Here is a 13,773-nt window from a genome sequence, read left to right as displayed (position 1 = left end):
ATATTGTGGGGCCTTCTACTCCATTTTGCGCCACTTGTAAGGGGGATCGCAAAGATTCGTCACACGGCAAGCGGCGAAACGCCGATCAGCCATTCGTGCACTCTCCAGATCAGCAGCCCCCAGGCAACAACGCCGATGACGGCGGCATAAAGATCATACTTGGCTGAAACGAAGGGCCGCAGCGTCAACTCGCCCGCCCGCTCGCGCCGCTTCAGGGAGATGCGGAGAATGACGCCCCAGGCGAGGAAGGCCGCAAACAGCAGAACGGACGAGGTCTCGCCATTGGCAATCAGATGCGAAAGCGCCCAGATCTTCACCGAGAGCACCATCGGATGCTTGGTCCGAACCGCGATGTGCCCCGCCGGCAGCAGCGAGGCGGCCAGACAGATGAGCGCAATCAGCATCAGCGTCACGGCGATATGCGCCATCCACACCGGCGGCATGTACAGCATGCCGGTCACCTGCCGCGCCTGGCCAAAACCGTAGACCAGCAGGATCAGCGAAAGAAGGCTTGCGATCGAATAGGCGATCTTCCAGCCGTTCTCCCCGAGGCTTGCGATCATCGATTGGCGGAAACCGGGCGCGACCACCCGCACCAGATGGATACCGAGGAAAAGTATGATGCCGACGATAAGCAAGGCCATGGCGCGCGTCTCCTATCCGTTACCCGAGGCTTAGCCGTAGCTGCAGGAAAATGCCAGCGGCACCGCAGCTTTGCCGCAATTCTGTAACAGGAAAGCCGCAAACAAATTTTCGCGGTGCCCATGTTTCGTTTCATTTTTTCTGCCTGCCTCGCCTTTTCCTTTGTCACCTCCCTTCCCGCCCAGGCAGCCGACCAGCCGCCGAAGCAGCTGGTGATCGTGTCCTTCGATGGCGCCCATGACAACGCGCTGTGGCAGAAGAGCCGCGAGATGGCAGCAAGGAATGGCGCGCACTTCACCTATTTTCTCTCCTGCACGTTCCTGATGAATCAGGTTGCGAAGAAAGCCTACCAAGCCCCACATCAGAAACGCGGAAAGTCCAATGTCGGCTTTGCCCAAAGCGACGACGAAATCCGCGAGCGGCTCGGCAACATCTGGCATGCGCATCTCGAAGGCCACGATATTTCGAGCCACGCCTGTGGCCATTTCGACGGCCGCAAATGGAGCGAGGCCGATTGGTCCGCCGAATACGCGACTTTCAAGGCGACGCTGAAGAACGCCTGGAAAAGCGTCGACCTCAAAGAGCCGCAAGGCTGGCAGGATCTGGTCGAGCGCGGCATCAAGGGTTTTCGAGCACCTTATCTTTCCGCGACGGCGGGCGGCGACATGATCGCTGCGGAGAAGAAGGCGGGCTTTTCCTATGACGCCAGCCTCGTCACCAAGGGTCCGGCCACGCCCGTCGTCGAAGACGGCATCATCCGCTTCGGCCTGCCGCTGATCCCCGAAGGTCCGAAGGAAAAGCCGGTTATCGGCATGGATTACAACCTCTTCATCCGCCACTCCAAGGGCGAAGAAGACAAGACCGACAGCAAGGTCTTCGAAGAGCGCGCCTACGTGGCTTTCAAAGAAGCATTCGACAAGCAATATGCCGGAGACCGCATTCCCCTCCAGCTCGGGTTCCACTTCGTGGAAATGAACGGCGGCGCCTATTGGCGCGCGCTCGACCGCCTGGTGAGCGACGTCTGCCGCCGAACGGATGTCGCCTGCGTCAGCTACGCGGAAGCGATCCCGATGATCGAGGCGCGCGGGAAATTGCACGAACAGGAAACTTCGGGGCTTTGAGCGACGCCTCTGCGCGCCCTTTGAAACTCCTGCCGGCCGCGCCCTCGACCGCCCTTCGGGCACCTTCTCCCCGCTGGGGAGAAGAGCAAAGCGGCGCCACTCTTATCAGCGACACCGCCGCCCTCCATCTTTCGAGTGACGCAAACGTCACCACGAGTGCCGGCAGGCGGATGAGGGGTTGCCGCAAACGGGACGCTCCAGCTTAGCGCGACCCAAGTCTTAGCCGTCCGGTTGGACGACGCCCTCACGCTCCAGATAGCGCTGATCGATCTCCGGCAACGGCTCGTCGTCGATCGCCGCCTCGAAGGCCTTGAGACGCTTGTGGATCGACAGAAGCTCGATGATCGTCGTCCAGGAATTGACGAGATACTGGAAGGAGTTGCTGACCTGGCCGAAGGCCGTCAGGATCTGCTGATAGATACCATAGGTGATCTTTCCCGCCACGATCGTCGGCACTAGCATGAAGGTCACGAACAGCGCGTCGGCCTGCAGATAGAAGTAGCGGGCAACGTTGAAATAGAGATAGTGGAAATACATCCGGAAATAGTTGCGGCGGACGTTCGCAAACAGCTCGTTGACCGTCGGCGGCTGGGCCCGGTCGGCATAATCTTCGCCGTAAACCAGTTCCTTGCGGTAAGCAGCTTCCACGCGCTGGTTGCGGAAGTTCAATCCCGGCAGCTTGATACCGGCGACGGCGAGAAGCACCGTTCCGAACGCGGACCAGAAGAGTGCCAGCCAGAACAGCGTATGCCCAATTTCACCGACGATCGGCAGTTCTGAGACGTAACTTGAAAGGGCAAACAGGATCGGCAGGAAGACGATGAGCGTCATCACCGAATTGATCAAGTTGATGCCAAGACCTTCAAGAATGCTCGAGAAACGCATCGTATCTTCCTGAACGCGCTGCGCAGCACCCTCGATATGGCGAAGCTTCTCCCACTTGGACATGTAGAAATCATTCATGGCCGTTCGCCAGCGAAACACATAATGGCTGGTGAAGAAGTCGGTGATGATTGAAACGAACATGCTGAGAAACGCGATCTGCGCAAAGATCAGCATAAGGCTATAGAAGTCCCAGACGGTGACAGGGGCCGTTTTCGCTAGCGCATTCTGCAACGTATCACCAAACGGACGGCGCCAGTTGTTGATGGCAACGGAAATCTGAACCCCGAAATATGTCGCCATGATAATGAGCGCAGAACCCCAAACGGACCAGATCCTCCAAGGATGGTCTTTCGCTCGCAGGTGCCAAAAACCGCAGAAGAGACCAACGCATATCAGGAAGAAAGCATAAAAAAACAGATTGTCGGGCAAGAGGAAAAAGTCGAGTCCGATTGGGGGCGCCTGCCCCTCGGGAAGCGGACCGAAACCAAGAGAAAGTCCCGTCGATTCTCCGACGCCATACCAAATGGCGATACAGATAAGTGCCCAGATGGCTACTGACGGGAAGAAGAGTTTCGGCTGCGGGAAGAAGGAATGGAACACGAGCAGTCGCTTTCCTGAACTGGAATCTTGGGAGTATCAGCTAACTGATTGTGCCGGAAACTATGGCAGTTCGAAGAAGGCAGCAATGGGTTCGGCCCATTGTTACGCATTTGTAACGGCTTATCCCAATCTCTTGATGACGGGCAGTACGAGGGTGGCGCACAGGATGAGGGCTGCGGTAGCGATAAAAGTTGGCATGGTGAAGCTGCCGGTCTGCTCGGCAATCCAGCCGGCAACTATGGGGCCGATGATCTGGCCGAGACCGAAGGCGGCGGTCATTGTCGCGAAGATTCGGCGCGCGCTTTCCGGAGCCAGCTTGCGGCCGATCTGCAGCCCGTAGGCGGTGATGGCGAGGAAGGTGGCGCCGAAGAGAGCGCCGCCGATCAGCGGCGCCATCGAATGCGGCAAAAGCACGGTCGCGAGAACCCCGCCCGCCTCCATCAGCAGGGCGGCGACATAGACCCAGCCGAGGCCAAGCAGATATACCAGCGGCCGCCATGCAAAAAGCGCAACGGCTGCCGTGAGCCCAGCGATGAACCAGCAGAGGAATTCGACCGTCTGCCCCGCCGCGTCCATGCGCGCGATTGTGACAAGGAAGGTCGCGGTGATCACGTAGCCGAAACCGAAGATGCCATAGGAAAGCGTGAGCAGGGCCACCGGCGGTTTCCAGACGATCGGCGGCTCCACGCCGGCATTGCCTGAGCGTATCGGCGCAGATGGCAGCAAAAGCCAGACGGCGGCGAAGCTGATTGCCGAAAAGATCGCACCGCCGATCCAGTCGGCTCGCCAGCCGGAGGCGCCGGCAAAGATGAGACCGATCAGCATCACCATGACCGAAGAGAGCGCAATGCCAGCCCCCGGGCCGCCGAAATGCGCCGCCTGAACGTGATCGTTGCCCGCCGCAGCGCCATGGCTCAAGACGATCGACGAGGTGAAGATCATCGCAAATGCGCTTGCCAATCCGGCCAGAAAACGGATGGTAGCGAAGACCGGAACGGAATTCGTGGCGGCCATGGCGGCAAGCAGCAGCGCGTTCGCCAGAAGCGCCGAGAGCGCGACCTTGCGTTCGCGGCCAGCGGCCCAGCTGTAAGTGGCAAGCACGGCGCCCGCGAGATAGCCTGCGAAATTGGCCGAAGCGATGAAGCCTGCATCGGCCGCCGAAAGCGGCACGCCGCTCATCATGCCGGGCAGGATCGGCGTATAGGAAAACCGCCCGAAACCCATGGCCGCCGACATCGCGATCATGCCGGCAAGCGCCGTCCGGAAGAGGTTCACTGGTTCGGTATCGCTGCGTACCAACATGCTTGGCTTTATCGCGCTGCACAACAGCCGGGACAAACGAGAAAATCTGATCGATCGATCAATTCCACAAATCCTCGGCGCCTCTTGAAACGACATATCTTACAATATATGTTTTACGATATAGTGAACGATACATCGAGTGACAAAGGAACGAACCATGAGAGGTTTCAGAGGTAGCGGTATGTTCGGTGAAGCGATGCGGATGGGAATGGGCCGCAAGTTTTCGGCTGGTGATCTTCAACTGGTGCTGCTGGCGCTGCTCGACGAGCGGCCACGTCATGGCTACGAGCTGATCAAGACCCTGGAGGAGCGCTCGGGCGGATTCTACGTTCCAAGCCCGGGCGTCATCTATCCTGCGCTGACCTATCTCGAAGAGACGGAACTGGCGGAAGTCCAGATCGAAGGCACCAAGAAGCTCTACAAGATCACCGAACGCGGCAGGCAAAAAGTCGAGGAGAATCGCGCCATGATCCAGCACACGCTGAACAAGCTCGAGCGCATCGGCGAGAAGATGGCTTTCGTCAACCGCATGTTCGATCCGGACCACCACGGCCGCCACCGCGACGCCGAGGACGAGGAGGATTTGATGCGCGACAACGGCGACATTCGCGCCGCCCGCACACTGCTGCGTGCCGCACTCAGGATGCGTTACCCGTGGTCGAATGCAGAAGCCGCCCGCATCGCCGGCATCCTGGAACGCGCCGCCACGGAAATTCTGCAGGGTGGCAAGCCGGAGACGAAGCGGTAAGGCAGGCTTCCTCTCCCACAGGCGAGAGGATACGAAATCTTGTGCTTGGCCACCGGCCAAGGATTAGAGCTCGTTGGTTAGGGTGACACTACCTCGCGAGAAATCGCCGCTAAACCCCGCCATCCGGCAGCGTCAAAATCAGCGGCCCGTTCCGGGTCGCCACCACCGTGTGCTCGAACTGCACGGTTGGGGCCTGCGGGTCGGCGTAGAGCGTCCAGGCATCGTCGCCGCCTTCGGCCCATGTCGCGCCGAGCGACAGGAAAGGCTCGACGGTAAAAACGAGGCCTTCGGTCATCATCCGCTTTTCGGAAGGATCGGGCCAGGTGGAAAGCTCGGCCGGCTCCTCGTGCAACGAGCGGCCGACACCGTGGCTCGCGAGGTTGGCGACCAGTGTATAGCGGTTCTTTGCCGCAAAGGCGCCGACGGCCTTGCCGATCTTCGCCAGCGGCTCGCCGGCCTTCACCTGATTGAGGCCGACCCAGAGCGCCCGCTTGCCGTCGCGGCAGAGCCTCTCGATCTTCGGCTTGACCGGCGGCACGGTGAAGGAGGCGCCGGTATCGGCGAAGAAACCGTCCTTTTCGGCCGAGACGTCGATATTGATGAGATCGCCCGGGCGGACCATGCGCGATCCCGGAATGCCATGGGCGATTTCCTCGTTGACGCTGATGCAGGTCGCACCCGGAAACTGATAGCAGAATTCCGGCGCCGAACGCGCGCCCGCATCTTCCAGCACCTTGCGGCCGATCTGGTCGAGTTCCAGCGTCGTCATGCCGGGCTCGACTGCTGCCGCCATCACCTGAATGGCATTGGCGCAGATGCGGCCGATCTCCTTGAGCTTTACCAGTTCGTCGTCGTTTTCGATTACCATCGCTTTTCCCGGCCGGCCGCAAGGCGCAGGCCATTGCGGGTTCAGGCCGTGGCTTTCGCCCCTTCGCCCTTGTCAGTCAATGCCTTTCTGACAAGCGGGGCCACTTTCGTGCCGTAAAGCTCGATGCCCCGCATCACCTGATCATGCGGCATGAGGCCGATGGCCATCTGCAGCAGGAAGCGATCGTTCCTAAAGATCTTGTGATGTGCGACGATTTTTTCGGCCACGACCTCCGGGTCTCCGACGAAGAGCGCGCCGGAAGGGCCGCGCGACATATCGAAATGCGCCCGGCTCGTCGGTCCCCAGCCTCGCTCGCGGCCGATGCGGTTCATGACCTCCGCCTGCGGGCCGTAGAATTGATCGGCGGCCGCATCCGTCGTGTCGGCGATGAAACCGTGGACGTTGATGCTGGTCTTCAGCTTCGCCTGGTCCTGCCCTGCCCGGCGCGCAGCCTCGCGATAGAGATCGAAGAGCGGTGCAAAGCGGCGCGGCTCGCCGCCGATGATCGCAAGCGCCACCGGCAAGCCGAGCGCACCGGCGCGCGCCACCGATTGCGGCGTGCCGCCAACAGCGATCCAGAGTGGCAACGGGTCCTGCAGCGGGCGCGGATAGACACCGCGGCCGTTGACCGGCGCCCGCAGCTCGCCCTGCCATTTGACGGTCTCGCTTTCGCGGAGCGTCATCAGCAGATCAAGCTTCTCTTCAAAAAGCTGGTCGTAGTCTTCGAGGTTGTAGCCGAAGAGCGGAAAGGATTCGATGAACGAGCCGCGTCCTGCCATGATCTCGGCACGACCGTTGGAAATCAGGTCAAGCGTCGCAAACTGCTGGAACACGCGAACCGGATCGTCCGAGGAGAGCACGGTCACGGCGCTGGTCAGCCGGATATTCTTCGTCTTGACCGCAGCCGCGGCAAGCGCAACGGCGGGCGCGGAGACTGCATAGTCGGGCCGATGATGTTCGCCGAGCCCGAAGACGTCGAGCCCCACCTGATCGGCAAGCTCGATCTCCTCGATCAGATGCTTGAGCCGATCGGCTCCCTCCGCACCCTTGCTGCGCTCAGGGTTCGGATTGACGTCGGCAAAGGTATAAAGGCCCAATTCCATAATCGGCATCCCGTTGAATGTGCCCATGGAGATAAGAAGACAAGCAGCGGAGGGCAACCGGAAATTCTGGAACGGACCGTTCGATGGAGTTGATGGGTCATTGCCCGGTACTTGAATGGGAAGCTGCAAGTCCTCTGGCAGGCTGCAGAGTTTCTCGGCTTGCGGACGCAAGCGGGCTGGATTCCTGTGCTCGCCAAGGAACAGCCACAGCACGTCAGCGGGCGAAAAACTCGCATTTCTACTGTAAAATGAACCACTTCGCAGCTTCAACGGAATCAATTTCCGAACAGCTTTACAATGATCATGACCGGTCAGGAGAGCGGCGTTCAGCACCGATCTCCTGCTCCATTGCGGAAAGTCAGATGCGGGCCAGAAGCTCGGCGAGCTGATCGGCAGCCTTGCCCCAGCCTTCGTGGAAGCCCATCTTTTCGTGCTCTTCCTTGTCTTCGGCCCGCCAATGCAGTGCCTTGGCGGTGTACTTGGTCCGGCCGTTGCCGAGGTCTTCGAGAAGCACCACGGCGGTCATAAAGGGTTTTTCGGATGGAACCCAGGCGCTGGTATAGGCGTCAGTCAGGACGATCTTCTCGTTTTCGACGACTTCCAGATAGACGCCGTGGTTTGGAAATTCCTGGCCTTCCGGGCTGCGCATGACGACAAGGCTCGAACCGCCCGGGCGAACGTCGCTTTCGACCTTGGACACGGTCCAGGGGCGCGGGACGAACCATTCCTTCATAAGTTCCGGATCGGTCCAGGCCTTGAATATCTTTTCGCGCGGGGCATCGAATTCGCGGACGAGAACGAGTTCATGTTTTGCATCGGCAATCATTTCGGCATTCCTCCTGTTGAGCGAAACCTGTTTTCCATCAGGTTGTTACAAAGACGTGTCGCCATTTGCCGTTCCGACATCGCCCACGATTATTTCTTGAAGTTTATTTCGCAACCGGGTGTGCCGGCTCGCTCTGCAGCTTGTCGATCTGCAGGCGGATGTGAGCCGCTTCGGCAGCGGAATTTGCAAGCGCGATCGCGCGGTCGAAGGCTTCGCGCGCCTCCCTCGCCCGGCCCATCTGCTTCAGCAGGCCGCCGCGCAGGCCATGATAGTAGAAATAGCCGTCGAGCTTTTCACCGAGCGTTTCGACAAGCCGCAAGGCCTCCTCCGGTCCCTTGAGCTTCGAAATCGCAACCGCCCGGTTGAGCGTGACGACCGGGGACGGCTGAAGGCGCTCGAGCACGCGGTAGAGCAGATCGATCTCTTCCCAGTCCGTGTCTTCAGCTCGCTTCGCCCGAGAATGGATAGCCGCAATTGCCGCCTGCAACTGATAGGGTCCGGGCCGGCGGTGGCGGATCGCCTTGTCGAGCAGATTCAGCGCTTCGTTGATCAAAGCATGATTCCAACGCGAGCGGTCCTGATCTTCGAGCAGCACCAGTTCGCCATTTGCGTCGAAGCGCGCGTCGCGCCGCGAGATCTGCAGCAGCATCAGCGCCAAGAGCCCCATGATCTCCGGCTCGCCCGGAAAGATGCGAAGCAGGAGACGGCCGAGCCGGATCGCCTCGTCGCTGAAGGCGGCAGCCTCGCGTTTCGGATCGCCCTGCGAATAGCCCTCGTTGAAGATCAGGTAGATCATCGTCGAGACGATCGACAGACGCTGCGCCCGCTCCTCGGGACCCGGCGTCTCGAACGGCACGCCGGCTTTCGCGACGCGTGCCTTGGCGCGGGTAATCCGCTGCTCCATGGCACTTTCGCCGACGAGAAAGGCCCGCGCGATTTGCTGCACGGAGAGCCCGGAAACGATGCGCAATGCCAGCGCGATCTGCTGGGTGGCCGGCAGATCCGGATGACAGCAGATGAAGAGCAGCCGCAGGATATCGTCGCGATAGTTGGATTCGTCCAGCCGGTCGGCGATATCGCTTTCGGCATCCTCCTTGTCGGAAATCAGGTCTTCGTCCGGCAACGCTTGGGTCTTTGCCTGCTTGCGCACGGCGTCGATACCGCTGTTGCGGCCGACGAAGATCAGCCAAGCGATCGGATCGCGCGGCGGGCCTTTGTCCGGCCAAGTGCGGATTGCCCGCAGACACGCCTCTTGAAACGCTTCTTCCGCAATGTCGAGATCGCGGAAGTAACGCAGCAACGCGCCCAGCGCCTTCGGCCGGGCAGCAGTCAGCGCAACGTCGATCCAGGCGATATCCGTCATGTCGAGGCTTCTCCGGGCCGGAAAACGTAAAACGGCCGAATTTCATAGGACGTCGAGCCTGGATTGACCGCCGACAGCTCCTTCGAAAAAGCGATCGCCTCGTCCAGGGTCTCAAAATCGACGACGTAAAAACCGAGAAGCGCTTCCTTGGTTTCCGCGAAAGGACCGTCGAGCACGAGCGGTTCTTCCTTGCCCTTGCGCACGGTGGTCGCCGCTGTCGTCGGCATCAGCCGGCCAGTCGGACCGAGTCTTCCGGCCCGAGCGACGGGGGCCTGCACTGCATGGAGCTTGGCCATGACGGCGTCTTCTTCCTCCTTGGACCAGGAGAAAACCGTCTCTTCATTGGCATAGCAAAGGATTGCGTAAAGCATCTCTCACTCCTCTTCCTCAATGACGAAGAAGTAACCCGGCATCCGACAGGGCGCAGCAAAAATTATCGTTGAGAAGATCGGCAAGCCGTAATGGTGAAAGACCCGCGAGCGCCGGCAGCCGCGTTGCCGCACCGGCTATGTTCAAGACGTGATCAACCGCTTCGCCATCTGATCCAGCGCCCGCTTGAACATGGCCTTGTCATCGAGCGCACGCGACAGCACAAGAGCCCCCTGTATTCCGAGCACGGCGTTCTCCGCCGTCGCCCTCGCCTCGCTGGCCGGGCGGCCGCTGCGGACAAGGGCACCGGCGAGCGCATCGATCCACCGCTGGAAATAGCCGTTGATGGTGGCGGCAAATCGTTCACGGGTTTCATCCAGCGCGAAGGCGCCGACCAGGCAGATACGGCCGCCGGAGCGGAAATAGGCGTCGGCGTTCTTCCACATTGCCGCGATCGCTTCGGCAGGATCGTCGCGGCGCAGCGGCTCGTAAACGAATTGTTCGAACCAGGTGTCGACATCGGCGAGTACGGCTGCTGCCATCTCTTCCTTTCCACCGGGAAAGAAGTGATAGAGGCTGCCCTTGCCGATGCCCGTCCGCTCGGTGATCCGGCTGAGCGTCGCCCCTTCGAAGCCCAGCTCGCGGAAGATTTCCGCAAGCAACGGTACGACATCAGCGCGTTCGTAGAGCGTTCTCAGAGCTGCCACCTTCCTTCAGAGACCAAGGTCGGAGAGGCCGGGATGATCATCCGGCCGCCGGCCGAGCGGCCAGTGGAATTTGCGGTCCGATTCCTTGATCGGCAGATCGTTGATGCAGGCGAAACGCCGCTGCATCAAGCCCGCTGCATCGAATTCCCAGTTCTCGTTGCCGTAGGAGCGAAACCAGTTGCCGCTGTCGTCATGCCACTCATAGGCGAAGCGCACGGCAATGCGGTTCTCGCCGAAGGTCCAGAGCTCCTTGATCAGGCGATAATCCAGCTCCTTTGCCCATTTGCGCGTCAGGAACGCAACGATCTCCGCGCGGCCGTTTATGAATTCCGCCCGGTTCCGCCAGCTGCTGTCCGGCGTGTAGACGAGCGATACCCTTTCCGGATTGCGGCTGTTCCAGCCGTCTTCTGCCATGCGGACTTTCTGCGTTGCGGTTTCCAGTGTGAAAGGCGGGACGAGTGCACTCATGATCAACTCCTGTACTGATTAGAATGGATTGTACCTATCAGTACAGAATTAGCAAGCGGCCGTGCTGCGCGTTCCATCCCATGAAGAGATTGGCGATACGCCCACGCTTTTGACGCATTTCGTCTATTTGTTTCCTGCTGCAGTGCACGGTTAAGAGAGGGAACCATGCGGCAGGAAAAGACCCGCATCGATTGGCTCGACATCGCCAAGGGAATGTCGATCATCCTCGTGGTCATCTACCACACGCTCCTCTACCACGACTTCCACGAGATTGCGCCGGACATTTATGCCCGCATCAGCGGCATCATGACGCCGATCCGGATGCCGCTGTTTTTCACCGTCTCCGGCTTTCTTGCGGCATCGGCCGTACGGGCGCCCTGGCGCGACTTCCTGAGCCGGAAGATCTGGCTTCTCATCTATCTCTTCGCCGTCTGGAGCACCGCGCGCTGGCTGTTCTTCCATTATATCCAGACCAATGCCCTGGTACCGGCCGAAGGCAGCGATCCCTACCAGCTGATCGAGATGTGGTGGGCGCCCAATACAGGCATCTGGTTCATCTGGGCATTGGCGATCTTCATGGTCGCCACGAAGCTTCTTTCTTCCGCCCATCATGCGACGACGATCGCGATCGCCGCCATGGTCTCGATCCTGACTTTCGGCGAGCATCTGCAGATCGATCTCTTTACCCATCGCAATGTGCTGCAGTATTTTGTCTTCTTCCTCTTCGGTTGCTGGTACGGAAAATCCGTGGTCGGCACGATCACGCAGCGCCCGCTTCTGATGGCATTCGGCGGCTTCCTGCTGTTTGCGGCACTCTATCTGTTGCGCTGGCGGCTACAGGCCATCGAGAAAGGCAGTTGGGCGCTGCTCTCTTCCATCGCCGGTCTGGCATGGCTTTGCGGAACCGCCGTACTGATGTCGCGGCTGCAGCCAGTTCGGCACGCTTTCGCCTATTTCGGGCGTAACACGCTTCCGGTCTATGTGACGCACGTCATGATTGTTTCGCTGCTGGTGGCGGCGATCGCAACGCTGGTGAAGGCGAACGCGGCAAGCGGCTATGTGACCGCGCCTCTTGTCGCGATCGTCGCGATCGGCCTGTCGCTCGCCATCAAGGCCGTTGCCGATCGCAGCGGCGCCGGCTGGCTCTACGTTCCCCCCGCAAGGCGCAAGCGGCAAGCGATTGCCGCTTGAAGCGGGCGATAGCCTGCGCCAAAACAAACGCTAAAGTTCGCTCAGCGTCCGCTTCACAGCATTGCGCCATCCCTTGACCTTCGCGGCCCGCGTCTTCTCATCCATGTCCGGCTCGAAGCGCCGGTCGCGTTTCCACGTGGCGGAGAAGGTCTTGCGGTCGGGCCACACACCCGCCCTGCTCCCGGCAAGCCAGGCAGCACCGAGGGCGGTGGTTTCGAGGATGACCGGGCGATCGACGGGAGCTTCGAGCAAGTCTGCCAGCCGCTGCATCGTCCAGTCGGAGGCGACCATGCCACCGTCGACGCGCAACACCGTGTCGTCCTTGCCGTTCTTCCAGTCCTTTTGCATGGCATCAAGCAGGTCGCGGGTCTGGTAGCAGACCGCTTCGAGCGCCGCGCGGGCGAATTCGGCTGGACCGCTGTTGCGGGTGAGGCCGAAGATCGCGCCGCGCGCCTCCGGGTCCCAATGCGGCGCGCCAAGTCCGGTGAAGGCGGGGACGAGATAGACCTCTTGTGTCGGGTCGGCCCGTTCCGCAAGCTCGCCGGTCCTCGAAGCGCGGTCGATGATCCCGAGGCCGTCGCGCAGCCACTGCACGGCCGCGCCCGCAATGAAGATCGAGCCTTCGAGCGCATAGGTCGTTTCGCCGTTTAGGCGGTAAGCGATCGTGGTGAGCAGCCGGTTCTTGGAGCGCACCAAGTCGGCGCCGGTGTTCAAGAGCGCGAAGCAGCCTGTGCCGTAGGTCGATTTCATCATGCCAGGCTCGAAGCATGCCTGTCCGATGGTCGCGGCCTGCTGATCGCCGGCTACGCCGAGAATCGGGATCGCGGCGCCGAATATCGAGGCATCGGCAACGCCGAACTCATCCGCACAGTCCTTCACCTGCGGCAGCATGGCGGCCGGCACGCGCAGGATTTCGAGCAGGTCTTCGTCCCATTTGTTCTCGGCGATATTGTACATCAACGTGCGCGAGGCATTCGTGGCGTCGGTGACGAAGTTCTTGCCGCCGGTGAGCCGCCAGATCAGGAAGGTGTCGATGGTGCCGAAGCAAAGCTCGCCCTTGGCGGCACGCGCCCGAGCTCCCTTCACATTGGCCAGCAGCCAGGAAAGCTTGGTGCCGGAGAAATAGGGATCGAGGATCAGCCCGGTCTTCTTCGTGAACGTCTTTTCGAGGCCCTGGCGCTTGAGATTGTCGCAGTAGCTCGCCGTGCGGCGGTCCTGCCAGACGATGGCGTTCTGGATCGGCTTGCCGGTCTCGCGTTCCCAGACGACAACAGTCTCGCGCTGGTTGGTGATGCCAAGTGCCGCGATGTCTTTGGCTTCGATCTTCGCCTCGCGCAGCGCCATGTGGATGGTGGAGACCACCGAATCCCAGATCTCCTCCGGATCGTGTTCGACCCAGCCGGAACGCGGATAGATCTGCGTGAACTCCTTTTGGCCCGCGCCGGCGATCCTCATCTCGCTATCGAAAATGATCGCCCGCGTCGATGTCGTGCCTTGATCGATCGCCAAAACATATCCGCTCACGCCTGTCCCTCCCATGCGCATTGCTTTGTTGCAGAAATCAATAAGGCACCAAAGCG

At 60.5% G+C, this 13,773-nt stretch carries 14 protein-coding genes; 3 read left to right on the top strand and 11 right to left on the bottom strand.

Annotation, left to right across the window (positions count from 1 at the left end; all coding sequences use genetic code 11):
- Positions 1-59: 59 nt before the first annotated feature.
- Complete coding sequence (locus tag ACZ9DP_RS20570; RefSeq protein ID WP_476203422.1) at positions 60-644, bottom strand: NnrU family protein; 585 nt, start codon at positions 642-644, stop codon at positions 60-62.
- Positions 645-764: 120 nt separating this feature from the next.
- Between ACZ9DP_RS20570 and ACZ9DP_RS20565 the strand changes: the two genes are divergently transcribed.
- The gene (locus ACZ9DP_RS20565) at positions 765-1,763 is read left to right on the top strand and encodes a polysaccharide deacetylase family protein (RefSeq protein ID WP_476203421.1); all 999 of its coding nucleotides are present in this window, start codon (positions 765-767) and stop codon (positions 1,761-1,763) included.
- Between the two features lie 219 nt (positions 1,764-1,982).
- Here the strand turns inward: ACZ9DP_RS20565 and sbmA are convergent, their stop codons facing one another.
- Positions 1,983-3,248, bottom strand: coding sequence for a peptide antibiotic transporter SbmA (sbmA, locus tag ACZ9DP_RS20560; protein ID WP_283068744.1), 1,266 nt, complete (start codon positions 3,246-3,248; stop codon positions 1,983-1,985).
- A 120-nt stretch (positions 3,249-3,368) separates the two neighbouring features.
- Positions 3,369-4,550, bottom strand: a complete 1,182-nt coding sequence (locus tag ACZ9DP_RS20555; protein ID WP_476203420.1) for a YbfB/YjiJ family MFS transporter — start codon at positions 4,548-4,550, stop codon at positions 3,369-3,371.
- Between the two features lie 157 nt (positions 4,551-4,707).
- Between ACZ9DP_RS20555 and ACZ9DP_RS20550 the strand changes: the two genes are divergently transcribed.
- On the top strand, positions 4,708-5,298 hold the full coding sequence (locus ACZ9DP_RS20550; protein ID WP_194727632.1) for a PadR family transcriptional regulator: 591 nt from the start codon (positions 4,708-4,710) through the stop codon (positions 5,296-5,298).
- 109 nt (positions 5,299-5,407) lie between these two features.
- Here the strand turns inward: ACZ9DP_RS20550 and map are convergent, their stop codons facing one another.
- The 7 genes from map to ACZ9DP_RS20515 all read right to left on the bottom strand — a co-directional run bounded on the left by map (position 5,408) and on the right by ACZ9DP_RS20515 (position 11,002).
- Positions 5,408-6,166: a type I methionyl aminopeptidase gene (map, locus tag ACZ9DP_RS20545; RefSeq protein ID WP_039845544.1), complete on the bottom strand. Its 759-nt coding sequence runs from the start codon at positions 6,164-6,166 to the stop codon at positions 5,408-5,410.
- A 41-nt stretch (positions 6,167-6,207) separates the two neighbouring features.
- Positions 6,208-7,269, bottom strand: a complete 1,062-nt coding sequence (locus ACZ9DP_RS20540; protein ID WP_194727633.1) for an LLM class flavin-dependent oxidoreductase — start codon at positions 7,267-7,269, stop codon at positions 6,208-6,210.
- Positions 7,270-7,627: 358 nt separating this feature from the next.
- Positions 7,628-8,095 (bottom strand): SRPBCC family protein, encoded by a 468-nt coding sequence (locus tag ACZ9DP_RS20535; RefSeq protein ID WP_074069110.1) that lies wholly within the window; start codon positions 8,093-8,095, stop codon positions 7,628-7,630.
- 103 nt (positions 8,096-8,198) lie between these two features.
- Positions 8,199-9,458 (bottom strand): RNA polymerase sigma factor, encoded by a 1,260-nt coding sequence (locus tag ACZ9DP_RS20530; protein WP_194727634.1) that lies wholly within the window; start codon positions 9,456-9,458, stop codon positions 8,199-8,201.
- Positions 9,455-9,829, bottom strand: coding sequence for a YciI family protein (locus ACZ9DP_RS20525; RefSeq protein ID WP_074069112.1), 375 nt, complete (start codon positions 9,827-9,829; stop codon positions 9,455-9,457). Before ACZ9DP_RS20525 ends, ACZ9DP_RS20530 begins: the two co-directional genes overlap by 4 nt.
- Before the next feature lie 141 nt (positions 9,830-9,970).
- Complete coding sequence (locus ACZ9DP_RS20520) at positions 9,971-10,525, bottom strand: TetR/AcrR family transcriptional regulator (protein ID WP_476205428.1); 555 nt, start codon at positions 10,523-10,525, stop codon at positions 9,971-9,973.
- Positions 10,526-10,540: 15 nt separating this feature from the next.
- The gene (locus ACZ9DP_RS20515; protein WP_074069113.1) at positions 10,541-11,002 is read right to left on the bottom strand and encodes a nuclear transport factor 2 family protein; all 462 of its coding nucleotides are present in this window, start codon (positions 11,000-11,002) and stop codon (positions 10,541-10,543) included.
- A 165-nt stretch (positions 11,003-11,167) separates the two neighbouring features.
- On the opposite strand from ACZ9DP_RS20515, the gene ACZ9DP_RS20510 reads away from it, so the two are divergent.
- Positions 11,168-12,193 (top strand): acyltransferase family protein, encoded by a 1,026-nt coding sequence (locus tag ACZ9DP_RS20510; protein WP_476203419.1) that lies wholly within the window; start codon positions 11,168-11,170, stop codon positions 12,191-12,193.
- Positions 12,194-12,223: 30 nt separating this feature from the next.
- Here the strand turns inward: ACZ9DP_RS20510 and glpK are convergent, their stop codons facing one another.
- On the bottom strand, positions 12,224-13,717 hold the full coding sequence (gene glpK / locus ACZ9DP_RS20505; RefSeq protein ID WP_476203418.1) for a glycerol kinase GlpK: 1,494 nt from the start codon (positions 13,715-13,717) through the stop codon (positions 12,224-12,226).
- Positions 13,718-13,773: the final 56 nt, after the last annotated feature.

Source organism: Rhizobium sp. USDA 4016, assembly GCF_056279705.1.
Note: the sequence above shows the minus strand (reverse complement) of the source record. Positions and strands in the feature narration are given on the sequence as shown.